Origin of the sequence: Streptomyces sp. NPDC051576 (assembly GCF_040681835.1) — a bacterium.
GTDB lineage: Bacteria > Actinomycetota > Actinomycetes > Streptomycetales > Streptomycetaceae > Streptomyces.
The window spans coordinates 222,759-245,362 of the sequence record NZ_JBFAZO010000001.1 but is presented as its reverse complement, the minus strand read 5'-3'; the positions used below and the strand labels follow the sequence as shown (position 1 = coordinate 245,362).

The following is a 22,604-nucleotide window of genomic DNA, read 5'->3' as shown; positions in this document are numbered from 1 at the left end:
GCCTGCTCACGCTCCCGTGGCGACGAGGAGGACGGCGACCGTCAGGACGACGGTGCCGGCGAGCAGCGCGCTCACATAGGTCTGCACATTGCCGGTCTGGGCGCGCCTGACGGCGGCTCCGAGGAGGCGGGGCAGGGTGCCCGCGCCGCGTACGTAGGTGTCGACGACCTCGCGGTCGAGGAACCGGACGAGACTCGCCGCCGCCGTCACCGGGCGGACGAACAGGGCCGCGTACACGGCATCCAGGTGGAAGCCGGTGGCCGCGTGGCGGTGCAGCGGGCCGAGCAGGAGGCGGCCCGGGTCCGCCGGGTCGGGTGCTGAGGCGACGTCTCCGTAGGCGGGCGCGTGGCTCGCGATGGCCTCGGCCTCGACTAGTCCGGCGTCGCCCTCGGGGTGGGCCGCGACCGCGCCCAGCGGTGCGCGGGCCGCGAGTGCGGTGGTGTGCCGCCACGCGCCGTAGGTGAGGATGCCGCCGACCAGGGCGACACCCGTGCCCAGGACGGACGTGGTGAGCGTCGGGGTGAGGTCGCGGCCGTCGAACCAGTCGGGGAGCACGCGGTAGGCGAGTCCGCCGAGGGCGAGGGACGGGACGGCGAGCACCCACAGCACGGCGTTCATCGCCACGGGCTGCCTGCCGTGGTCGGGGGCCTCGGCGCCCCGGCCGTGGAAGGCGAGCAGCCACAGGCGCATCGCGTAGGCGGCGGTGAGGAGAGCGGTGAGCAGGCCGGCGGCGAGGACGATCCAGCCTGCGGCGCCGGGGATGCGTCCGCTCTGCTCGGTGGCGACGTGTTCGGCGGCGCCGAGGACGGACTCCTTGGAGAAGAAGCCGCTGAAGGGCGGGATCGCGGCGAGCGCGAGGAGCGCCACGGTCATCGTCCAGAAGGCGTCGGGGACACGGGCGCGGAGGTTGCCCATACGGGACATGGCGGCCAGTGAGTTGGTGCCGGAGGCGTGAATGATCACGCCGGCCGCGAGGAAGAGCAGCGCCTTGAAGGCGCCGTGAGACAGGAGGTGGAAGACGGCGGCACCGCGGTCGCCGACGGCGAGGGCGCCGGTCATGTAGCCGAGTTGGCCGATCGTCGAGTAGGCGAGGACGCGCTTGATGTCGTCCTGGGCGAGCGCGGCGAGGCCCGAGCCGGCCATCGTCACGGCGGCCATGACGGCGAGGACGACCATCGCGGCCGAGGAGGCCTCGAAGACCGGAAGGAGACGGGCGATGAAGTAGACACCGGCGGCGACCATCGTCGCGGCGTGGATCAGCGCGGAGACGGGGGTGGGGCCCGCCATCGCGTCGGGGAGCCAGGTGTGCAGCGGGAACTGCGCCGACTTGCCCGCCACGCCCGCCAGGAGCAGAAGGGCGATCAGCGTCGGGTGGTGCAGCCCGCCGCTCGCGACGGTGCCGAGGACCTTGGTGATGCGGAAGGACCCGGCGGCGGTGGCGAGCGCGAACAGGCCGATCAGGAAGGGGACATCGCCGAGTTTGGTGACGAGGAATGCCTTGATGGAGGCGGCGCGGGCCTCGGGGGTCTCCCAGTAGTGGCCGACCAGGAAGTAGGAGCAGATACCCATGACTTCCCAGCCGACCAGCAGCACGATCAGGTCGCCGGAGTAGACGACGAGGAGCATCGCGGAGGTGAAGAGGGAGACGAGGGCGGCGTACGAGGGGTAGCGCGGGTCGTCGCGCAGGTAGCCCGTCGAGTAGATCTGCACACAGGTGGCGACGAAGCCGACCAGGACGGCGACGAGGGCGGCGAAGCCGTCGATGTGCAGGGCGAGTTCGACGGGGACCGAGCCGGTGGGCGTGAGTTCGGTGGCGGAGTCGATGGCCGCCTCACCGCCCTGGCGTACGGCGATCACGGCGGCCAGAGCGAGTGCGGCGAGGGTCGGCAGGACGGCGAGCGGGCGGACGAACCCGGGGGCGGTGCGGCCCAGGAGCAGTCCGGCCGCGGCGCCCAGGAACGGAAGGAGGGGGACGAGGACGGCGAGGGTGGTCGTGGTCACGCGGTGGCCTCAGCCTTCTCGGCCGCGGGGGGCTCGGTGCCGTCGTTGTCGGAGCCGTCGGGACTGTCGGCCCCGCCGGGGCCGCCGGGACCGTCGGATTCGTGGCCCTCGGCGGTGTCGCGGAGCTTGTCGACGTCGGAGGTGCCGCGGCCCCGGTAGACGGCGAGGACGATCGCCAGGCCGATGCCGATCTCGGCGGCGGCGATGGCGATGGTGAACAGGGTGAGGGCCTGGCCGGAGTGCAGCTTGTCCTCGGCGGTCCTGCTGAGCCAGACGTCGAAGGCGACCAGGTTCAGGTTGACGGCGTTGAGCATCAGCTCGACCGACATCAGCACGAGGATCGCGTTGCGGCGGGCGAGGACACCGTAGAGGCCCGTGCAGAAGAGGAGGGCGGCGAGCACGGCGGGATAGGCGAGGTGCATCAGTGGGCTCCTTCCTGCTCGGTCGGATCGTTGCCTGGATTCGGGTTGTTTCGCCCGATCGTGTGATTACGGGAATCCGGGACGGATGGGGAACTACCGGTCGAGGCCCGGGAGTTCACAGGGGGAGAGCTCGACTCCGCCTTCGCTTTGCGGGACAGGACGATCGCGCCGACCAGGGCCGCGAGGAGAAGGACGGAGAGGGCCTCGAAGGGAAGGACCCAGTTCTGGAACAGGCTCGCGCCGGTCACCGCGGTCGAGCCGGCGGCCGGACCGTCCAGGTCCATCCAGGTCGCGCGGAAGGCGTCGACGACGACCCACACCAGGGCCGCCGCGGCGGCGACGGCCACGGAGAGGGCGACCCACCGGTTGCTCGAGTCGGCGTCCGGGGAGCGGCCGATGGGGGCCTTGGTGAGCATCAGACCGAAGAGAAGGAGGACGACGACGGAACCGACATAGATGAGGACCTGCACCCAGGCGATGAACTCGGCGGTGAGCAGGAGGTATTCGACGGCGAGACCCCCGAGGGTCACCACGAGCCACAGGGCGGCGTGCACCAACTGCCTGGTGGTGACGGTGACAAGAGCGGCGCCGAAGGTGACCAGGCCCACGAGGAGGAAGGCGATCTCCACACCGGTCGGCGAGAGAAAGCCGTGGGTGTGGGCGGCGGCGACGGTCGCCGTGGCGGTGGAGACGGCGAGGGTCACGACTGTCCCTCCGGCGGCTCGGTGGGCTCGGGCCCGGCGGCTTCGGACTCGGGCCGCCCGACCTCCGCGGCCTGAGCGGCAGCCTGAGTCGCGGCCAGCTTCTCGGCGGACTTGCGGGCGGCGGCGATCTCCTTGGGTTCCTCGGCGCCGGGGTCGAGGGCGGGTGGGGCCGGGACGGTCCACATCCACTCGCGGAGCTTGTCGCGTTCGTGGGTGAGTTCGTGGATGTCGGTCTCGGCGTACTCGAACTCCGGGGACCAGAACAGGGCGTCGAAAGGACAGACCTCGATGCAGATACCGCAGTACATGCAGAGGGAGAAGTCGATGGCGAAGCGGTCGAGGACGTTGCGGCTGCGCTCGCGGCCGCCGGGGGCCGCCGCCGGGACCGTCTCCTTGTGGGAGTCGATGTAGATGCACCAGTCGGGGCACTCACGGGCGCAGAGCATGCAGACCGTGCAGTTCTCCTCGAACAGGCCGATGACTCCGCGGGTGCGGGGCGGGAGGTCGGGCTGGGTGTCCGGGTACTGCTCGGTGACGGTCTTCTTCGTCATCGTGCGCAGGGTGACGGCCAGGCCCTTGGCCAGGCCGGAGCCGGGGAACGGGGTCACTGGAGGAACACCACCTTCACGATGCCGGTGAGGGCGATCTGAGCGAGGGAGAGGGGGACGAGGAGGGTCCAGGAGAGCTTCTGGAGCTGGTCCTCGCGCAGGCGGGGATAGGTGACGCGGAGCCAGATGACGACGAAGGCGAGGAGCGCGGTCTTCAGCAGGGTCCACACCCAGCCGAGACCGTCCGCACCCCACGGGCCGTGCCAGCCGCCCAGGAAGAGGACGGTGGTCAGGCCGCACAGGACGACGATTCCTGCGTACTCGGCGAGGAGGAAGAGGGCGAAGCGCAGACCGGTGTACTCGGTGTACGCGCCGAAGATGATCTCGGAGTCGGCGACGGGCATGTCGAAGGGAGGGCGCTGGAGTTCGGCCAGGCCGGCCACGAAGAACACGATCGCGCCGACGATCTGCCAGGGCAGCCACCACCAGTGGAAGGCGTCGAGGATGCCGAGGAGGGAGACCGTGCCGGCCGCCATCGCCACGGAGGCGGCGGTGAGCAGCATGGGGAGTTCGTAGGCGAGGAGTTGCGCGGCGGTGCGGAGGCCGCCGAGGAGGGAGAACTTGTTGGCGGAGGCCCAGCCGGCCATGAGGGAGCCGAGGACGCCCACTCCCATCACCGCGAGGACGAAGAAGATGCCCGCGTCCAGGACCTGGCCGACGGCGCCCTCGCTCGGGCCGATCGGGATGGCGAGGAGGACGAGCAGATACGGGAGGAGGGCGACGGCGGGGGCGAGTTGGAAGATACGGCGGTCCGCGCCCGCCGGGACGATGTCTTCCTTCTGCGCGAACTTCACGCCGTCCGCGACGAGTTGGGCCCAGCCGTGGAAGCCACCGGCGTACATCGGGCCGAGGCGGCCCTGCATGTGGGCCATCACTTTGTGCTCGGTCTGGCCGACGATCAGGGGGAAGGTGAGGAAGACGACGAAGACGATCAGGAGTCGCAGGGCGACGTCGAGCGCGTCGTTCACTGCGAGCCTCCTGCGGGGGTGTCGGGGGTTGGGTCTTCGGGGGCTTCGGGGGCCGGGTCTTCGCGGGCCGGTTTCTCGGGGGTTTGGTCGGCTTCGGATGGCGGTCCGTCGGCCGGCCCCGTGGTGGAGTCCGGATCCGGCTGAGGCGCCGGCTCGGACGCGGGCTCGTCGAAGGCTGGGCGGGCGTGGTGCCACGGGGCGTCTGCGGTGCGGGGCGGGGTGGCGGGCTGCGTGGCGGCGCTTTCCGGTGCCGGTGCGGATGCGGACGCCGAGTCTGGTGCGGCTGCCGGTTCCGCCGCGGGCTCCAGGGGCGGGGTCGGTGCCTGTGCCTGTGCCTGTGCCTGTGCCTGCTGCGAAGCTGAACCCTCGCTCGCGCTGCGCGCCCGGCGCGGCCTCGCGGCAGCGCCCTCGGCCGACGGCGCTTCACTGCCGGCCTGCGACTGCGGCTGCGGCGCTTCGCTCCCGGCCGGTGCCGTCTGGCTCGCCGAGCCCTCCGAGGCCGTGCGGGCGCGTCGCACCGGACGGTCCCCGGCGGCCGCTCGGGCCGGACGGTCCCCTTCGGCAGCTCGGGGTGGGCGGCCGCCCGCCGCTCGGGTGGGGCGGGTCGGGGCCGGGGGGAGTTGGCCCTTCAGGGGGCCCCATTCGTTCGGGTCGGGGACGCCGGGTGGGAGCATCTGGCGGCGCTTGGGGCCGCCGTGGTCGGACTCGCCCGGTTCCTTGGCGCCGGGCCAGGCCTTGGCTACGCGGGCCGCCAGGACGAAGTCCTTGCGGAGGGGGTGGCCTTCGAAGGTCTCCGGGAGAAGGAGGTGGTCCAGCGCCGGGTGGCCCTCGAAGTCGACGCCGAACATTTCGTGCGTCTCGCGTTCGTGCCAGGCGGCGCCCGCGTAGACGTCCACGGCGGTGGAGAGTGCCGGGTTCTCGTGCGGGACTGTCGTACGGACGAGGAGACGGCGTACCGGTGACAGTGCCACGACGTGGGCCGAGACGCGGAAGCCGGTACCCGGCTCGTCGACCGCGCTCAGCCAGTCGAAGTAGGTGCAGCCGAGGTCGTCGCGGGCGGTGCGCAGGGCGGAGAGCCAGGTGGTGGGGGGTACGTCGACGGTGAGGAGTTCGTACGACTCCTCGGCCGTGGATTCCGGGCCGAAGAGTTCCTCGGTGGGTGCGGGCAGCCAGCCGACGGCGGTCATCGGGCGTCCCCCGGGTCCGAGGAGTCCGAGGCGTCCGTGGCGTCCGTGGCGTCCGTGGCTGTCTCGCCAGGCGCCGGCGACGGTGTCGGCGCCGGTGGCGTCACCAGTCCGCTCTGCAGGGCCGCCGTAGAGGGACGCGCCCCCTCGGTCCCGTACCCGTACCGCTCCCCCAGTGACTCGCGGGCGATCTTCTCCTGGAGTTTGAGGATGCCCTGGAGGAGGGCTTCGGGGCGGGGCGGGCAGCCGGGGACGTAGACGTCGACCGGGATGATCTGGTCGACGCCCTTGGTGACGGAGTAGGAGTCCCAGTAAGGACCGCCGCAGTTGCTGCACGCGCCGAAGGAGATGACGTACTTCGGTTCGGGCATCTGCTCGTAGAGGCGTTTCACGGCGGGGGCCATCTTGTCCGTGACCGTGCCGGAGACGACCATCAGGTCGGCCTGGCGCGGGCCGGGGGCGAAGGGGATCACGCCGAGACGGATGAAGTCGTGGCGGGCCATGGACGCGGCGATGAACTCGATGGCGCAGCAGGCGAGGCCGAAGTTGAAGACCCAGAGCGAGTAGCGGCGGCCCCAGTTGAGGACCACCTTCATCGGCTCGGGGGCGAGGCGGGCGAGGGTGCCCAGCCGTTTCGGCTCCGGCAGCGGCACGGGCTCGGGGGTCACGTCCATGTCAGGACGCCCTTCTTGTATGCGTACAGCAGGCCCACGGTGAGGAAGCCGAGGAAGATGAACATCTCGACGAGGGTGGTCGCGCCGTAGCCCGGCGCGGCGAAGACCGTGGCCCAGGGGAAGAGGAAGATCGAGTCGACGGCGAAGATGACGTAGAGGAACGCGTAGACGTAGTAGCGGACCTGGGTGTGGGCCCAGCCCTCGCCGACGGGGTCGACGCCGCACTCGTAGGTGAGCAGTTTCTCGGGGGTGGGGACGACCGGGCGCAGCAGACGGCCGGCGCCGAAGGCCACGGCGACGAAGAGGACGCCGACGACGGCGAGCAGTCCCACGACGGAGTAGGACCGGAAGTAGTCCGCCGCGACGACCACGGTCGGTTCCCGCAAGCTCTGCCGGAAGCTCTCCGGCAAGGTCCCCTGCAACGTCTCCCGCAAGTCCGGCTCCTCCTCTTCCGCGCGGGTTCCCACGGGCCCGCTCCCGATGCCCGGTGCCCCGGTGACCCGTGTGAACTCTGTGTTCGACGATCCGTACGCACGGGAGTCTAGGCCCTGTTAAAGGGACCGTAAGCAGCCCGTCACGGCTTGAGATCCGCTCGGAATGATGGGAGGTAATGATTGGGACGGAGGCGAGGGTGGGGTTTTCCCCAGGAGACCGGGGCGGCGTACCTCATGGCGCGGGAGCGCGCCGCGCGGCACGCTGGCCCATATGACCGTACGCATCCCCTACGCAGACCCGGCGGCCCTTGGCGGCGACAAGCTCGACGAGCCGTTGCCGCCGGCCCGCTTCGCCTACGACAGACACACCTGGAAGGAGATCGCGCACCTCCTGGCGAATCTGCCGATGGCGGTGTTCGGGTTCGTCTATGTGGTGACGGTGCTGGTCACCAGTTCCGCGCTGACCGTCACGGTGGTCGGGTTTCCGCTGCTCGCGCTGGGGCTGATGGGCGCGCGGCTGATCGGGAAGTTCGAGCGGGGCCGGGCCAGGCGGCTGCTCGGGGTGCGGATCGAGGAGCCGAGCCCGTTGCCGTTGCGCAAGGGGGGCGGGCTGCTGCAGCGGGTGTGGATGGCGCTGAAGGATCCGGTGGGGTGGCGGACGGTGCTGTACGACGGGATGCGGTTGCCGTGGGGCATCGTCACCTTCACCATCACGCTGACCTCGTTGTTCGTGCTGTGGCCGGTGCTGCCGTTCATCGCGCGGGGGCTGGCGAACGCGGACCGGGCGATGGTGCGCGGTCTCCTCTCCCCCTCAGACGAGCTGGAGCGCCGTATCGCCGAGCTGGAGTCGGACCGGGGTGTCGTGGTCGACACGGCGGCGGCGGACCTGCGGCGGATCGAGCGTGATCTGCACGACGGGGCGCAGGCCCGGCTGGTCAACCTGGCCATGGGTCTGGGCCTGGCCAAGGAGAAGCTGCTGGAGGGCCAGGCCGACGAGCATGTCGCCGCGATGGTCGACGAGGCGCACGGCGAGGTGAAGCTCGCGCTCCAGGAACTGCGCGACCTGGCGCGCGGCATCCATCCCGCCGTCCTCACTGACCGGGGTCTCGACGCGGCGCTGTCCTCGGTCGCCTCGCGGTGCACGGTCCCGGTGAAGGTGACGGCCGACCTGGGGGCGCGCCCGGCGGCGGCCATCGAGGGCATCGCGTACTTCACCGTCTCCGAGCTGCTGCAGAACATCAGCAAGCACAGCGGCGCCCGTTCCGCGTCGGTGGACGTGTGGCGGGCGGAGGACCGGCTGCTCATCCAGGTATGGGACGACGGCCGCGGCGGCGCCCGCCTCGACGGAGGCACCGGCATGCGCGGCCTGGCGGACCGACTCGGCGCGGTGGACGGCCTGTTCGTCCTCGACTCCCCTCCCGGCGGCCCTACGACGATCACGGCAGAGCTGCCGTGGCGCGAACGCGCGGCGGATGCGGGCGGCCGGCAGTAGCGCAGCCTCACGACCACACACACGCGCGCCGGAGACGCGGCCTCCCCGACCAACCCGCCGCCGTGGACGGCCTGTTCATCCCCGATGTCCAAACAGGCGACCCCAGGACAGGCACAGCGGTCGCCGCCTTGGCACGAACGCGCCGCCGACCCGGGCAGCTCGCAGTAGCGCAACCTCCCGACCACACACACGCCGGAGACACGACCTCCCCGGCCAACTCGCCGCCGTGGACGGCCCGTCCGCCCCCGACCACCCCCACCCGGCGGATCTACGACCGCTCACGGTAGAGCTGCCTGGCGGAAACGTGCCGCCGTCCCGGGCGGCCGCAGATAGCGCAACCTCCCGACCACCCACACCGGGGCCCGACCTCCCCGACCAACCCACCGCCGTAGACCGCTGCCTTGGCGCGAACGGGCCACCGAGCCGGACTGCCACAAGACGGAATCCCCGACCACCCACGCCCAAGCAGCAACGCCGCCCGCCAACTCGCCACCGTGGACGGCCTGTTCATCCCTGGCCCCCCGCCTGGCGGCCCTACGACAGCCACCGCCGAACCACCCTGGCGCGAACGCGCCGCCAGCCCGGGCGGTCGGAAATAGCGCACCCACCGAACCACCCGCACCGGGAACACGGCCTCGCCGACCAACGCGCCGCCGTACACCCCTGTCCGTCCCCGATCCCCCACCCGGCGGCCCCACGACAGCCACCGCCGAACCACCCTGGCGCAAACGCGCCGCGCCGGGCCGAGCGGTCGGAGGTAGGGAAAACCCCCCTTCGAGGACGCCGACGGACTCCATGGCTCGGGGAGGTGGGAGCGAGCAGTGTGGAGGTACGACAGCACCGCTGCGGAAGCAGGCGGACGATGAGGACAGGAAGACGCCGATGGCCACGGAGTACGGGCAGGGGTACCGATCGCACGGGACGGTCGTCGCCGAGGAGCGGGCGCGGCGTCGGCTGCCGACCGTGCTGCGCGCGCCGTTGGAGGGGCGTAGCTGGCGGGAGTTCGGCTATGTGCTGCTGAGTCTGCCGATCAGCGTCCTGCTCTTCACCTACGCGGTGACGATGGCGGCGCTCGGCGCGGGCCTGCTGATCACGTTCCTCGGGGTTCCGGTCCTGGCGGGGGCCCTGGCCGGCTGCCGGGGCTTCGGGGCGCTGGAGCGGGCGCGGGCGCGGTGGCTGCTCGACCTCGACGTCGCCGCCCCCGAGCCGCTGCGGATGAAGAAGAGCGGCCCGATGGCCTGGATGGGCGCGGTCCTCAAGTCCGGCGCGTCCTGGCGCCACCTGCTCTACGCGGTGCTGCACTTCCCGTGGGCGGTCTTCTCCTTCGTCGTCGCCCTCAACTTCTGGGCCTACGGCTGGGCGCTGCTGACCTATCCGCTGTGGTTCTGGCTCTTCCCGATGTACGGCGGCCAGGGCGGCCTTCAGTTGTACGGGGACGGGCAGCACCAGATCTATCTCGACAACCCGTTCGAGATCACGGTCACCGCGCTGGTGGGACTGCTGTTCACGCTGGCCACGCCGTGGATCGTGCGGGCGCTGACGATGGTGGACCGGCTGCTGGTGCACGGGCTGCTCGGGCCGTCGTCGCTGGCCACGCGGGTCGTGGAGCTGGAGTCGGACCGGGGTGTCGTGGTCGACACGGCGGCGGCGGACCTGCGGCGGATCGAGCGGGACCTGCACGACGGGGCGCAGGCCCGGCTGGTCAACCTGGCCATGGATCTGGGGCTGGCGAAGGAGAAGCTCGCGGAGGACCCGGAGGCCGCCGCGCGCATGGTGGGCGAGGCGCACGGTGAGGTGAAGACGGCGTTGCAGGAGTTGCGGGATCTGGCGCGCGGCATCCACCCGGCGGTGCTGACGGACCGGGGGCTCGACGCGGCGCTCTCCTCCGTCGCCTCGCGCTGCACGGTGCCGGTGCAGGTGGACGTGGACCTGCCCTCGCGGCCCGCCGCCGCCATCGAGGGGATCGCGTACTTCACCGTCTCCGAGCTGCTGCAGAACATCAGCAAGCACGCCAAGGCGACGTGGGCGGCGGTGGACGTGTGGCGGGTGGAGAACCGGCTGATGCTGCAGGTCGTGGACAACGGGGTCGGCGGAGCGGATGCCGCCGGCGGGTCGGGGTTGGCTGGTCTTGCCGGGCGGTTGGATGCGGTGGACGGGATTCTGGTGGTCGATTCGCCGGTTGGGGGGCCTACCCGGATCACCGCGGAGTTGCCGTGGCGGGGGCGAGGGTGAGGGTGAGGGTGAGGGTGAGGGTGAGGACGAGGGCGAGGGAGTAGGCGGGCCGCTGCCCTGGCCCCCTGGGGGCTGCGCCCCCAGACCCCCCTTCGGCCTGGACGGCCTCGTCCTCAAACGCCGGACGGGCTGATGATGCCGACCCCACCGAAAAGTGACCGCCGTACAGGCTGAAGATGCCAGCCAACTGAAAAGTGACCCCCCACCCCCCTAATCCAGTCGCTCGGGCGCACCCCGGTCCGAATACTGGAATGCTGGCCTTGTCGTGCCAGAGCGGGCTATGGGGGGCCGAACATCGTGGAGGACAGGGTGCGGGTGGTCATCGCCGAGGATTCAGTGCTGCTCAGGGAGGGCCTGACCCGGTTGCTGACCGACCGCGGGCATGACGTGGTGGCCGGGGTGGGCGACGGGGACGCGCTGGTCAAGACCATCACCGAGCTGGCCGACCAGGGGACGTTGCCGGACGTCGTCGTGGCGGACGTACGGATGCCGCCGACGCACACGGACGAGGGCGTGCGGGCGGCGGTGGAGCTGCGCAAGGCGCATCCGGGGCTCGGCGTGCTGGTGCTGTCGCAGTACGTGGAGGAGCGCTACGCCACCGAACTGCTGGCCGGTTCCACCCACGGCGTCGGCTATCTGCTCAAGGACCGGGTGGCGGAGGTGCGTGAGTTCGTCGACGCGGTGGTGCGGGTGGCCTCGGGGGGTACGGCGCTCGACCCGGAGGTGGTCGCGCAGTTGCTGGGGCGCAGCCGTAAGCAGGACGTGCTCGCGGGGCTCACCCCTCGGGAGCGCGAGGTGCTGGGGCTGATGGCCGAGGGGCGGACGAACTCCGCGATAGCCCGGCAGTTGGTGGTGAGCGACGGCGCGGTCGAGAAGCACGTCAGCAACATCTTCCTGAAGCTGGGGCTGTCGCCCAGTGACGGGGATCACCGGCGTGTTCTGGCCGTCCTCACCTATCTCAACTCCTGACAAACTGACACTGTGTCAGCCATGGATGCCGTGTCGGTCGGGGACTCCGTCTCGGCCTGGCCGGTCATCCACTGGCCGGGACTGCCCGCCGTTCGTCGAGTCCGAGAACCGGACAATGCAAGGGGAGCGTCGCAAGCATCGCCAAAGGGAAGCGTCGGGGGGCTAGAAATCATGACAAGTCAGGGCGTCCGGCCGTCTCAAAACAGCGTCCATCATGCGAACGGCCGAAGGAAGGCGACCCTTACGGACGTAGGGTTGATCCTGGGAGGGTCGGTGGTACGACCATGCCCGGACAGCGTCCTCGAAGAGGAGGTCCAGTTCAGTGACCAGCCAGGTCAGTAGCCCAGCGGAGCGGTCCGACAAAGCCGTCGTCGGAGAGCTCGGGGAACAACGCAAACCGGCGGGGGTGAAGGACGTCCAACGCCTGGACCGGGTGATCATCCGGTTCGCCGGTGACTCGGGTGACGGTATGCAGCTCACCGGCGACCGCTTCACCTCGGAGACGGCGTCCTTCGGGAACGACCTGTCGACACTGCCGAACTTCCCCGCCGAGATCCGCGCCCCCGCAGGCACCCTGCCGGGGGTTTCGTCGTTCCAGCTCCATTTCGCCGACCACGACATCCTGACCCCGGGCGACGCGCCCAACGTGCTGGTCGCGATGAATCCGGCCGCCCTGAAGGCGAACATCGGTGACGTTCCGCGCGGTGCGGAGATCATCGTCAACACGGACGAGTTCACCAAGCGCGCGCTGCAGAAGGTGGGTTACGCCGCCTCACCCCTCGACGACGGCTCGCTGGACGGCTACAGCCTGCACCCCGTCCCGCTCACGACCCTCACCGTCGAAGCGCTCAAGGAGTTCGGCCTGACCCGCAAGGAGGCCGAGCGCAGCAAGAACATGTTCGCGCTGGGCCTGCTGTCGTGGATGTACCACCGGCCGACCGAGGGCACCGAGAAGTTCCTCAAGACGAAGTTCGCCAAGAAGCCCGAGATCGCCGCCGCCAACATCGCCGCGTACCGGGCGGGTTGGAACTTCGGCGAGACGACGGAGGACTTCGCCGTCTCCTACGAGGTCGCCCCGGCCGCGACGGCGTTCCCGACCGGCACCTACCGCAACATCTCCGGGAACCTGGCCCTGTCCTACGGACTGGTCGCCGCGTCCCAGCAGGCGGACCTCCCGCTGTTCCTGGGCTCGTACCCGATCACGCCCGCCTCCGACATCCTGCACGAGCTGAGCCGGCACAAGAACTTCGGCGTCCGGACCTTCCAGGCCGAGGACGAGATCGCCGGCATCGGCGCGGCGCTGGGCGCGGCCTTCGGCGGCTCGCTGGCCGTCACCACGACGTCCGGCCCGGGTGTGGCACTGAAGTCGGAGACGATCGGGCTCGCGGTCTCCCTCGAACTGCCGCTCCTCATCCTGGACATCCAGCGCGGCGGCCCGTCCACCGGCCTGCCGACCAAGACCGAGCAGGCGGACCTGCTCCAGGCGATGTTCGGGCGCAACGGCGAGGCGCCGGTCCCGATCGTCGCCCCGTGCACACCGGCCGACTGCTTCGACGCGGCGATCGAGGCGGCGCGGATCGCGCTGACCTACCGCACCCCGGTGATGCTGCTCTCGGACGGCTACCTGGCCAACGGCTCCGAGCCCTGGCGCGTCCCCGAGATCGACGAACTCCCGGACCTCACCGTCCAGTTCGCCCAGGGCCCGAACCACACCCTGGACGACGGCACCGAGGTCTTCTGGCCCTACAAGCGGGACCCGCAGACCCTCGCCCGCCCCTGGGCGATCCCCGGCACGCCCGGCCTGGAACACCGCATCGGCGGCATCGAGAAGCAGGACGGCTCGGGCAACATCTCCTACGACCCCGCCAACCACGACTTCATGGTCCGCACCCGCCAGGCCAAGATCGACGGCATCGACGTACCGGATCTGGAGGTCGACGACCCGCACGAGGCGCGCACGCTGGTCCTCGGCTGGGGTTCGACGTTCGGCCCGATCACCGCGGCGGTCCGCCGCCTGCGGGCCTCCGGCGAGTCCATCGCGCAGGCGCACCTGCGCCACCTCAACCCCTTCCCGCGGAACCTCGGCGCGGTCCTGAAGCGTTACGACAGAGTGGTGATCCCCGAGATGAACCTCGGTCAGCTCGCCACGCTGGTCCGGGCGAAGTACCTGGTGGACGCGCACTCGTACAACCAGGTGAACGGAATGCCGTTCAAGGCTGAGCAGCTCGCCACGGCTCTCAAGGAGGCCATCGATGGCTGAGACGTCCACGGAAGGCACGGGCACGATCGAGGCACTTTCGCTCGTCCCCAAGGCCGAGGCCCGCCAGTCCATGAAGGACTTCAAGTCCGATCAGGAAGTGCGCTGGTGCCCCGGCTGCGGTGACTACGCGATCCTGGCCGCCGTTCAGGGCTTCATGCCCGAACTGGGCCTGGCCAAGGAGAACATCGTCTTCGTCTCGGGCATCGGCTGCTCGTCCCGCTTCCCGTACTACATGAACACGTACGGCATGCACTCCATCCACGGCCGCGCCCCCGCGATCGCGACCGGACTCGCCACCTCCCGGCGGGACTTGAGCGTCTGGGTGGTGACGGGCGACGGCGACGCCCTCTCCATCGGCGGCAACCACCTGATCCACGCCCTGCGCCGCAACGTGAACCTGAAGATCCTGCTCTTCAACAACCGGATCTACGGCCTGACGAAGGGCCAGTACTCGCCGACCTCCGAGGTCGGGAAGATCACCAAGTCGACGCCGATGGGTTCGCTGGACGCGCCGTTCAACCCGGTGTCGCTGGCGATCGGCGCGGAAGCGTCCTTCGTGGCGCGGACCGTGGACTCCGACCGCAAGCACCTGACGGAGGTGCTGCGCCAGGCCGCCGCCCACCCGGGCACCGCGCTGGTGGAGATCTACCAGAACTGCAACATCTTCAACGACGGCGCCTTCGACGTCCTCAAGGACCGGCAGCAGGCCGAGGAGGCGGTGATCCGCCTGGAGCACGGGCAGCCGATCCGCTTCGGCGCGGACGGTGCGCGGGGGGTCGTACGGGATGTGACCACGGGCGACCTGAAGGTGGTCGACGTGACCCCGGCCAACGAGTCCCAGATCCTGGTCCACGACGCCCACGCCACCTCCCCGACCACCGCCTTCGCCCTCTCCCGCCTGGCCGACCCGGACACCCTGCACCACACGCCGATCGGTGTCCTGCGGTCCGTGGAGCGGCCGGTGTACGACACGCAGATGGCCGACCAGCTCGATTCCGCGATCGTGCAGAACGGCAAGGGCGACCTGGCCGCGCTGTTGGCGGGCGGGGACACCTGGACCGTTGTGGGTTGAGGATCCGCTCGTACGACATGAGGGCCTGGGCGCGCTGCCCAGGCCCTCTCGTATGTTCACGTCACGCGTTTGTTCACGTCACGCGTCGGGCTCGGAGCCGACGACCCACCACTCCTCCAGATCATCCGGCCGCTCGTCCATGACCGCGTCGACCGCCCGGCCCGTCCGGGCCTCCAGCGACTCCTCGGGCAGCAGCAGCCGGTGCTCGGCTGTGCGCTGCCAGTACTCCGCGAAGACGGAGTTCCTGCTCAGAACCTTCAGGTCTCCGAGGAGTTCGCCTCGGTCTATCACCCCGACACGATAGGCGAGCAGAATAAGGCCGTACTGCCGATTGGCGAAAATCATCTGACGTCGCCTACTCGCAGATATATCACCCAAGGTACTCAAGGCGTCGGCAAGCAACGGATCACTGATCGAGCGATCCAACTGCTCCGCGAAAAGCCGCTGTATCTGAATGATGTTCGCCCTGTGCATCTCTTTCACGACACCCGCCAGCCCGTCGGAGACGGCGTTGAGTGCACGGAGTAAATCTCCAGCACTCTCTTCCTGGTTCGACATCGCCACGCCTTGACCTCCCGACGTCCGGTGGCCGTGCGCGCACCGGGCACTCGGAGCGGCGGCGCACGGCGAACAAAGCCGCCGCCCCAGCGTGCCCGCCGGAGCGGACAGAGTCAGAGGCGGACAGGGGGCGCACGGAGGGACACTCGGCACCGCCCCGTCCGCCTTTTGCCCTATACGTCGGGGATGTCGTTCTTGGCGTGAATCAGGGTGGCGCGAGTGATGACGACGATGCGTTCGTAGTCGGCTCTGGCCGCGTCGGGCGGGAGGAAGGGATCGAGGGCGTCGGTGGCCTCGGTGCCGATGACGGCGAAATTGCCGTCGCCGAGCTCGAAGATGTCCGGGCAGGTCTCACTGCTTCGACTGTCCCGCATTTCCGGGACTGTTCCGAGGCGACGAATCACTTCATGAGAAAAGGAATTACTGGACATGCCATCCTGCCTTGAGAGCCGACCGTTGAGATGCTGCGATGCTGCTCAACATACAAGGCAAACATGCACACACTGCTGAAGATTTTCTAACCAGTGTAATTACATCTGCATGTCGACATCCTCATCTATATGTCGGTACCCCCTTCAAGGCAGACCGAAGGCCACATCACTGGACTCGGCGAACAAGAAAAGGCCCGAGCACCCGTCACCCCTTCTCCTTGGCCTGGTCGTACAACTCCCGCGCCTTCTCCACTTCCCCCATCCGCGCCTCGGTCCACCGCGCCAGCCCCCGCACCTGTTCCGCCGCCTCGCGGCCCAGGTCGGTGAGGGAGTAGTCGACGCGGGGCGGGATCACCGGCTTGGCGTCTCGGTGGACGAAGCCGTCGCGCTCCAGGGTCTGCAGGGTCTGGATCAGCATCTTCTCGCTCACCGGCTTCACCCGGCCGACCGCCCGGCGGAGTTCGCTGAAGCGGTACGGGCGGTCGAGGAGTTCGATCAGGACCAGGACGCCCCAGCGAGACGTGACATGTTCCAGCACCAGGCGGGAGGGGCACATCGCCTCGCTCACGTCCCGGCGGGCCGGCGTCTCCGCTACCTCTGCGCTTACCGTCATGCCAGTACCTTACTTCAAAGTGGGTACTTTCGCTGAGTTAGCGCACCTCCTAGGGTTAGTGCCATCGCACCCCACAAGGAGTTGTCATCATGAGCATCGTCGTCACCGGAGCCACCGGACATCTCGGCCGCCTGGTAGTGGAGCAGCTGCTGGAGAAGGTTCCGGCCGATCAGGTCACCGCCGTCGTGCGCACCCCGGAGAAGGCCGCCGACTTCGCCTCCCGCGGCGCGAAGATCGTGGTCGCGGACTACAACGCCCCGGAGACCTTCGACGGCGTCTTCGCCGCCGGCGACAAGGTGCTGCTGATCTCCGGCAACGAGTTCGACAAGGGCCGGGTCGAGCAGCACAAGGTCGTCATCGCGGCCGCCAAGGCCGCGGGCGTTGCCCTGCTCGCCTACACCAGCGCCCCCGGCAGCCTCACCGCCGCCCTGGCCGACGACCACCGCGGTACCGAGGAGGCGCTGCTGGCCTCCGGTCTGCCGTACGCCCTGCTCCGGAACGGCTGGTACAACGAGAACTACACCGAGCAGCTGGCCCCCGTCCTGGAGCACAACGCCGTCGTGGCCGCCGCCGGTGACGGCCGGATCTCCTCCGCCGCGCGCGCCGACTACGCCGCCGCCGCCGTCGCCGTGCTGACCGGCGAGGGCCATGAGAACCAGACGTACGAGCTGGGCGGTGACGAGGCGTGGAGCTCGGCCGAGTACGCGGCCGAGCTGAGCCGGCAGACCGGCAAGGAGATCGCCTACAACAACGTCCCCGCCGAGGTTCTCATCGGCATCCTCACCGGCGCCGGAGTGCCCGAGCCGCTCGCCGTGATCCTCGCCGGCGTCGACGCGTCCATAGAGAAGGGCGAGCTGGTCATCGCCACCGGTGACCTGTCCCGTCTCTCGGGCCGCCCGACCACGCCGATCAGCGAGTCGATCGCGGTCGCACTCAAGGGCTGACATCCCACCCCCGCGGGGCCCCGCCCCCGCCTGTCATGACCGTATGGCAATACGGGCATGACAGGCGGGGGCGCTCGGCGTTACCTTCGTGCTGGCCGCGCTGCCGCGGCCGACGGGTGTGGCGCGCGAAGGAGGGGCCCGTGAGCGGGAAGCCGAAGGGTGAACAGCACCACATAGGTCTGCTGAACGGCTTCGCGGCATACGGCATGTGGGGCCTGGTCCCACTGTTCTGGCCGGTGCTCAAGCCCGCGGGCGCGGCCGAGATCCTCGCCCACCGGATGGTGTGGTCGCTCGCCTTCGTCGCCGTGGCGCTGCTGGTGATCCGGCGCTGGGCCTGGGCCGGTGAACTGCTGCGGCAGCCGCGCAGGTTGGGGCTCGTCACGATCGCCGCGGCCGTCATCACCGTCAACTGGGGCGTCTACATCTGGGCCGTGAACAGCGGTCACGTCGTCGAGGCCTCGCTCGGCTACTTCATCAACCCGCTCGTCACCATCGCGATGGGCGTCCTGCTCCTGAAGGAACGGCTGCGCCCGGCGCAGTGGGCCGCGGTCGGCGTCGGCCTCGCCGCCGTGATCGTCCTGACCGTCGGCTACGGACAGCCCCCGTGGATCTCCCTCTGCCTCGCCTTCTCCTTCGCGACCTACGGCCTGGTCAAGAAGAAGGTCAACCTCGGCGGTATCGAGTCGCTGGCCGCGGAGACCGCGATCCAGTTCCTGCCCGCGCTCGGGTACCTGCTGTGGCTGAACTCCCACGGCAGCCTGACGTTCGCGTCCGAAGGCGCCGGGCACGCCGCGCTACTCGCCTCCACCGGCGTCGTCACCGCGCTCCCCCTCGTCTGCTTCGGCGCGGCGGCGATCCGGGTGCCGTTGTCGACGCTGGGGCTGCTCCAGTACCTGGCACCGGTTTTCCAGTTCCTGCTCGGCATCCTCTACTTCCACGAGTCGATGCCGCCCGCGCGCTGGGCGGGGTTCGGGCTGGTGTGGCTGGCGCTGGTCGTGCTGACGTCGGACGCGTGGCGCACGGCGCGCAGGGGCAGGGCGGCGTCCGCTACGACACCTCTCGCGCACAAGGACAAGGGCGGGGCCGGGGCTGGGGCCGGAGCGCCCAGCACAGACCCGGTCGACGTGGTGGACGCGTAGTACCGCGGGCGCGGCGCGTGCCGGCGATGCCAGAGTGAAGGGCATGACACAGACTCCCTCCCCGACAGGCACCCCCGCCCCCGTCCACTGGAAGCTCGTCATCGACGCCGCCGACCCGCACGCGCAGGCGGACTTCTGGGCCGCCGCGCTGCATTACGAGGCCGAGGACAACAGCGCGCTGGTCGAACGGCTGCTGGAGCTCGGCGCGCTGCCCGCCGCGGCGACCGTCACCTTCCACGGCCGCCCGGCCTTCCGGGACCTGATGGCCGTACGGCATCCCGACGATCCGTACGACAAGGAGCGCGGCACCGGGCTGGGGCGGCGGCTGCTGTTCCAGCGCGTGCCCGAGTCGAAGTCGGCCAAGAACCGGCTGCATCTCGATCTGCATCCCGGTGAGGGGCTGCGGGAGGCCGAGGTGGAGCGGCTGACGGGGCTGGGGGCGAGTGTGCTGCGGCGGGTGTCGGAGCCCGCCGGGGCGTGGGTGGTGATGGCGGACCCCGAGGGGAACGAGTTCTGCGTGGCGTAGGCGGGCGGGCTCAGCCGGAGTTCTTGCGGGCGCGTTCGGTGAGGCGGCCCATGCGGGCGCGGGCGGACTCCAGTTCCTCTATGTCCTCCACGGCGGGGCCGTCCTCGGTGGCGAGTTCGGTCCACAGGTCGATCAGGTCGCGGCCGAGGGCCAGGCCCTGCTCCGGGTCGCGTACGGCGCGCCAGGCGGTGGCGGCGCTCTGGACGTTGCCGTAGGCGGCCTCCGCGTCGTGCGCGCGGTGACGGATGCGGGCGAGGTCGAGGGAGAGGTGGAAGGAGCGGAGCGGGTCACCGGCCAAGTAGGCGATGTAGGCGGTGAGTTCGCGCAGTCGCAGCACCTCGGGGTGCTCCGGCCCGAGCCCGGCCGCCGCCTCGTCGACGGTCCGCTCCGCCAGCCCCGCCGCCTCCTCGATCCGTCCCGCCTTGACGGCCTCGTTGATCAGCCCCATCGGCTCCACGAGGAACGCGGTCCCCGCGCCGTCGGTCACCAACGGTTCGTCCCCGAGCACGGCTTCGGCAACAGCGTCGAACCCACGCGCGGGCGTCGGCTTGGCGTCGGGCTCCGGCGCGGTCAGCGCGAGATCGGGGATGGGAATGGGCGCGGGCCGCTGAACACGCTCGGGCCGGTACCCCGTTTCCGGTACACCCACTGCGGCGGGCCTCACGTCCATGGGGGGCGGCACGTCGGCGAGCGGCCCGGCGCCTGCGACCGGCGGGGTGCCCGCGAATGGCCCAGCACCTGCGCCCGGCGATGCATCCGCGATCGACCCAGCGCCCATGCCCGGCAGCGGTCCGACGACCGGCACCCCGCCCGCGCCCGGAGGTACATCCGTCACCGGCGACGCGCCTGCGACCGGCCGAGCGTCCGTGACTGGCTGGGCATCCATGGCTGGCGCTCCGTCCGCGACCGACTGGGCGCTCACGCCCGGTCGGGCGCCCAGAACCCGCGAAGCGTCCGCATCCGGCACTGCATCCCTACGCGGAGCGTCCGAGACCGGCGCTCCGTCCGCGACCGGTGGGGCACCCACAACGGGCCGAGTATCCGTGACCCACGGATCATCCACCGCCGACGGGGCACTCGCACCCGGCGCAACATCCCCACCCGGCAGAGCTCCCGCACCCGCACCCCGCGAAACACCCTCCCCCGGCACCGCATCCGCGCCCGGCACTCCACCCATAACCGGCGGCGGCCCAAACGCCCCCGTCGGAGGCTGGACCAACCCAAGCGGCGTACCGCCCTGGGCCGCCGACTCCGGTACCGCGTGCAAGGGGAACGTCGGTGCCGACTCCCCCGCCGACTCGGGCACCGCCCGCAATGGGAACGTCGGGACCGCCTCTCCCGCCGGCCCCTCCGCCACCGCCAGCAGCCGATGCGTCGCCGGGTCGCCGCTCGGGCGACGGTCCTCGGGGTCCCCCTCCGACCCCGAATCCGATCCCGCTCCTGATCCCGGAGCCGTAGCCGATCCCGTAACCGGTGCCGATCCCGAACCCACTGCCGCGACCGGCACCGACGGGACCTCCGCCGCCCCCGGCGGAAGCGCAACCGGCGCCGGCGGGACCGCTGCCGGAGTCGGCGGAGTCGCGACCGGTGTCGGCGGGACCCCCGCCACCCCCGTCGCCCGCGGCTCCCCCGAGAAGTGGCTGGAGCCGTCCGGGTCGATCCGAAGCGGTACGACATAGCCGATGCGGTCGTCGTGGATCGTCGCCTGGACGGAGTTGCCGGTGGCCGTGGCGATGCGGTGGAGGTGGCTGAGGACCGCCTGTTGGATCTCCTCGCCGGGGGGCACGGTGACCGGTACGCCGCCGATCGAGGCGGCGCCGTCCACGGGTACCCGTACCTCGAAGGGTGCCGAGCGTGCGGCTCGCTTCTGTTCCCGCTTCTTCTCGCGGCTGAGTCGAGTCATCGGTTCCCTCACTCGCATGCGTCGGGGAGTCGGTCGGAAGCGGCTACGGATCCCATGGTGCCCCCATGGAACCCTTCCCGCCGACGGGCCCACGCTCCCCAGCGTCAAGATCCGTTCGTACGCGTACTGTTGAGTCTCGCCGTTTCCTTCCGGTTCTCCGGTCACCGCGACGTCACAGCCTCGTCCCAGGAGTTCGCGGCCACTCGCGCGCCCGGTCGGAGGCCAGGATTCGGCGGGGCCACGAGGGAGGAGTGCGGTCATGCAGACGGGTGGACGGCAGGGGCCGGAGATCTGGCTCCGCGGACCGGTGGACGACGCGCCCGAACGCCCCTCCGGCATCCCCGCCACCGCGCGCCGCTTCTCCTGGGTCGCCACCCACGGCGGCGCCGGCGTCACCACCCTCGCCGCCGTCTACGGCGGTCAGGACTGCGGACGCGACTGGCCCGGGCCGCAGGACCCGCCGTCCGTACTGCTCGTCGCCCGCACCCACGCCTCCGGGCTGGCCGCCGTCTCCCGCGCGGTGGAGGTCTTCCGGCGCGGTGAGGCACCCGCGGGGCTCGACCTCGACGCGGTCGTCCTCGTCGCGGACGCACCGGGGCGGCTGCCCCGACAACTCGCCCCTCACCTCAAGGCCATCGAGTCGGTGATCGACGTCTACCGCGTGCCGTGGGTACCGGCCTGGCGCGTCGGCGACCTCAGCGGTGCGCCGCCCCGCGAGTCGGAGACGCTGGCCCGGCTCACGGGGACACCGGCCCGACGCACTCGCTGACGTACAGCGGCAGTCCATCAGCCAACAAGCACCCCTTGGACAAGTAATTGCGTGCGCATATAATGCACGCAGATGTAATCGTCGCGCGCCCACTACCCCTGGGGGACCCATGACCCGCCGATTCCTCTTCGTGCTGGGCAGCGCCCGCGCCGAGGGCAACACCGAACTGCTCGCCCGCCGGGCCGCCGAGCAACTGCCCCCGGACGTCGAGCAGCAGTGGATACGCCTCGCCGAGCACCCGCTCCCCGACTTCGTGGACATCCGGCACGACGGTCCCGTCCAGCCGCCCTCCGACGACAATGTGCGCCGGCTCCTCGACGCCACCCTCCGGGCGACGGACATCGTGATCGCCTCGCCGGTCTACTGGTACTCCCTGTCCGGCCTCACCAAGCGCTACCTGGACTACTGGTCCGACTGGCTGCGCGTCCCCGGCGCCGACTTCAGGGCGACGATGGCCGGCCGCACCCTCTGGGGCGTCTCCGTCCTCGCCGACGAGGAGGAGGTGGTCGCCGACCCGCTGACCGGCACGCTCAACAACTCGGCCGCGTACCTGAAGATGCGCTTCGGCGGGGTCCTGCTCGGCAACGGCAGCGCCCGCGGCGACGTACTGAAGGACACCCGTGCGCTGGCCCGCGCCAAGACGTTCTTCGGGCGGGACGCGGCCCTGGCCCGCTTCCCCTACGAGGACACCGCCGCGTAGG

22 protein-coding genes are annotated in these 22,604 nt (G+C 70.6%); 10 read left to right on the top strand and 12 right to left on the bottom strand.

Annotated features, from left to right (window positions below):
- Window positions 1-6 precede the first annotated feature (6 nt).
- Genes AB0M63_RS01145 through AB0M63_RS01110 form a run of 8 tightly spaced genes read right to left on the bottom strand, consistent with a single transcriptional unit; the run spans window position 7 to window position 6,947 of the window.
- Complete coding sequence (locus AB0M63_RS01145; RefSeq protein ID WP_366017964.1) at window positions 7-2,001, bottom strand: NADH-quinone oxidoreductase subunit L; 1,995 nt, start codon at window positions 1,999-2,001, stop codon at window positions 7-9.
- Window positions 1,998-2,423 carry an NADH-quinone oxidoreductase subunit NuoK gene (gene nuoK / locus AB0M63_RS01140; protein ID WP_355904976.1) on the bottom strand — a complete coding sequence of 142 codons (426 nt, stop codon included), beginning with the start codon at window positions 2,421-2,423 and terminating at the stop codon, window positions 1,998-2,000. The genes AB0M63_RS01145 and nuoK overlap by 4 nt, the downstream gene beginning before the upstream one ends.
- Complete coding sequence (locus AB0M63_RS01135) at window positions 2,423-3,127, bottom strand: NADH-quinone oxidoreductase subunit J (protein WP_366017963.1); 705 nt, start codon at window positions 3,125-3,127, stop codon at window positions 2,423-2,425. Before AB0M63_RS01135 ends, nuoK begins: the two co-directional genes overlap by 1 nt.
- Window positions 3,124-3,735, bottom strand: coding sequence for an NADH-quinone oxidoreductase subunit I (locus AB0M63_RS01130; protein WP_366017962.1), 612 nt, complete (start codon window positions 3,733-3,735; stop codon window positions 3,124-3,126). Before AB0M63_RS01130 ends, AB0M63_RS01135 begins: the two co-directional genes overlap by 4 nt.
- On the bottom strand, window positions 3,732-4,703 hold the full coding sequence (locus AB0M63_RS01125) for a complex I subunit 1 family protein (RefSeq protein ID WP_366017960.1): 972 nt from the start codon (window positions 4,701-4,703) through the stop codon (window positions 3,732-3,734). The genes AB0M63_RS01130 and AB0M63_RS01125 overlap by 4 nt, the downstream gene beginning before the upstream one ends.
- Window positions 4,700-5,890, bottom strand: a complete 1,191-nt coding sequence (locus tag AB0M63_RS01120) for an NADH-quinone oxidoreductase subunit C (RefSeq protein WP_366017959.1) — start codon at window positions 5,888-5,890, stop codon at window positions 4,700-4,702. Before AB0M63_RS01120 ends, AB0M63_RS01125 begins: the two co-directional genes overlap by 4 nt.
- Complete coding sequence (locus AB0M63_RS01115; protein ID WP_366017958.1) at window positions 5,887-6,561, bottom strand: NADH-quinone oxidoreductase subunit B family protein; 675 nt, start codon at window positions 6,559-6,561, stop codon at window positions 5,887-5,889. The genes AB0M63_RS01120 and AB0M63_RS01115 overlap by 4 nt, the downstream gene beginning before the upstream one ends.
- Complete coding sequence (locus AB0M63_RS01110) at window positions 6,552-6,947, bottom strand: NADH-quinone oxidoreductase subunit A (RefSeq protein WP_355905290.1); 396 nt, start codon at window positions 6,945-6,947, stop codon at window positions 6,552-6,554. The genes AB0M63_RS01115 and AB0M63_RS01110 overlap by 10 nt, the downstream gene beginning before the upstream one ends.
- 319 nt (window positions 6,948-7,266) lie before the next feature.
- Here AB0M63_RS01110 and AB0M63_RS01105 point away from each other — a divergent pair, with 319 nt between their 5' ends.
- From AB0M63_RS01105 to AB0M63_RS01085, 5 genes are all read left to right on the top strand, one after another.
- Window positions 7,267-8,487, top strand: coding sequence for a sensor domain-containing protein (locus AB0M63_RS01105; RefSeq protein WP_355904956.1), 1,221 nt, complete (start codon window positions 7,267-7,269; stop codon window positions 8,485-8,487).
- A gap of 882 nt (window positions 8,488-9,369) precedes the next feature.
- A complete protein-coding gene (locus AB0M63_RS01100; protein ID WP_366017957.1) occupies window positions 9,370-10,719 on the top strand; it encodes a sensor domain-containing protein in 1,350 nt (449 codons plus the stop codon).
- 309 nt (window positions 10,720-11,028) lie between these two features.
- Entirely contained in the window at window positions 11,029-11,688 is a 660-nt protein-coding gene (locus tag AB0M63_RS01095) for a response regulator transcription factor (RefSeq protein WP_355905287.1), read from the top strand.
- 322 nt (window positions 11,689-12,010) lie between these two features.
- Entirely contained in the window at window positions 12,011-13,948 is a 1,938-nt protein-coding gene (locus tag AB0M63_RS01090) for a 2-oxoacid:acceptor oxidoreductase subunit alpha (RefSeq protein ID WP_355904950.1), read from the top strand.
- Entirely contained in the window at window positions 13,941-15,020 is a 1,080-nt protein-coding gene (locus AB0M63_RS01085; protein ID WP_355904947.1) for a 2-oxoacid:ferredoxin oxidoreductase subunit beta, read from the top strand. The genes AB0M63_RS01090 and AB0M63_RS01085 overlap by 8 nt, the downstream gene beginning before the upstream one ends.
- Window positions 15,021-15,098: 78 nt before the next feature.
- Here AB0M63_RS01085 and AB0M63_RS01080 read toward each other — a convergent pair whose 3' ends face one another.
- From AB0M63_RS01080 to AB0M63_RS01070, 3 genes are all read right to left on the bottom strand, one after another.
- Window positions 15,099-15,578, bottom strand: a complete 480-nt coding sequence (locus AB0M63_RS01080; RefSeq protein ID WP_355905284.1) for a DUF6082 family protein — start codon at window positions 15,576-15,578, stop codon at window positions 15,099-15,101.
- A 173-nt stretch (window positions 15,579-15,751) separates the two neighbouring features.
- Window positions 15,752-15,952: a hypothetical protein gene (locus tag AB0M63_RS01075; RefSeq protein WP_366017955.1), complete on the bottom strand. Its 201-nt coding sequence runs from the start codon at window positions 15,950-15,952 to the stop codon at window positions 15,752-15,754.
- 262 nt (window positions 15,953-16,214) lie between these two features.
- Window positions 16,215-16,622 (bottom strand): helix-turn-helix domain-containing protein, encoded by a 408-nt coding sequence (locus AB0M63_RS01070; RefSeq protein WP_366017954.1) that lies wholly within the window; start codon window positions 16,620-16,622, stop codon window positions 16,215-16,217.
- Between the two features lie 89 nt (window positions 16,623-16,711).
- Between AB0M63_RS01070 and AB0M63_RS01065 the strand changes: the two genes are divergently transcribed.
- The 3 genes from AB0M63_RS01065 (at window position 16,712) to AB0M63_RS01055 (ending at window position 19,231) form a co-directional block, all read left to right on the top strand.
- Window positions 16,712-17,566, top strand: coding sequence for an NAD(P)H-binding protein (locus tag AB0M63_RS01065; RefSeq protein ID WP_355904939.1), 855 nt, complete (start codon window positions 16,712-16,714; stop codon window positions 17,564-17,566).
- 140 nt (window positions 17,567-17,706) lie between these two features.
- Window positions 17,707-18,705: an EamA family transporter RarD gene (rarD, locus tag AB0M63_RS01060; protein WP_366017953.1), complete on the top strand. Its 999-nt coding sequence runs from the start codon at window positions 17,707-17,709 to the stop codon at window positions 18,703-18,705.
- 43 nt (window positions 18,706-18,748) lie between these two features.
- Window positions 18,749-19,231 (top strand): VOC family protein, encoded by a 483-nt coding sequence (locus AB0M63_RS01055; RefSeq protein WP_366017951.1) that lies wholly within the window; start codon window positions 18,749-18,751, stop codon window positions 19,229-19,231.
- 10 nt (window positions 19,232-19,241) lie between these two features.
- Here AB0M63_RS01055 and AB0M63_RS01050 read toward each other — a convergent pair whose 3' ends face one another.
- Entirely contained in the window at window positions 19,242-19,880 is a 639-nt protein-coding gene (locus tag AB0M63_RS01050) for a hypothetical protein (protein ID WP_366017950.1), read from the bottom strand.
- Window positions 19,881-21,393: 1,513 nt separating this feature from the next.
- On the opposite strand from AB0M63_RS01050, the gene AB0M63_RS01045 reads away from it, so the two are divergent.
- Both AB0M63_RS01045 and AB0M63_RS01040 read left to right on the top strand, forming a co-directional pair.
- Window positions 21,394-21,903 carry a DUF6668 family protein gene (locus AB0M63_RS01045; RefSeq protein ID WP_355904929.1) on the top strand — a complete coding sequence of 170 codons (510 nt, stop codon included), beginning with the start codon at window positions 21,394-21,396 and terminating at the stop codon, window positions 21,901-21,903.
- Between the two features lie 109 nt (window positions 21,904-22,012).
- A complete protein-coding gene (locus AB0M63_RS01040) occupies window positions 22,013-22,603 on the top strand; it encodes an NAD(P)H-dependent oxidoreductase (RefSeq protein ID WP_366017949.1) in 591 nt (196 codons plus the stop codon).
- The last annotated feature ends 1 nt before the right edge of the window (window position 22,604 follow it).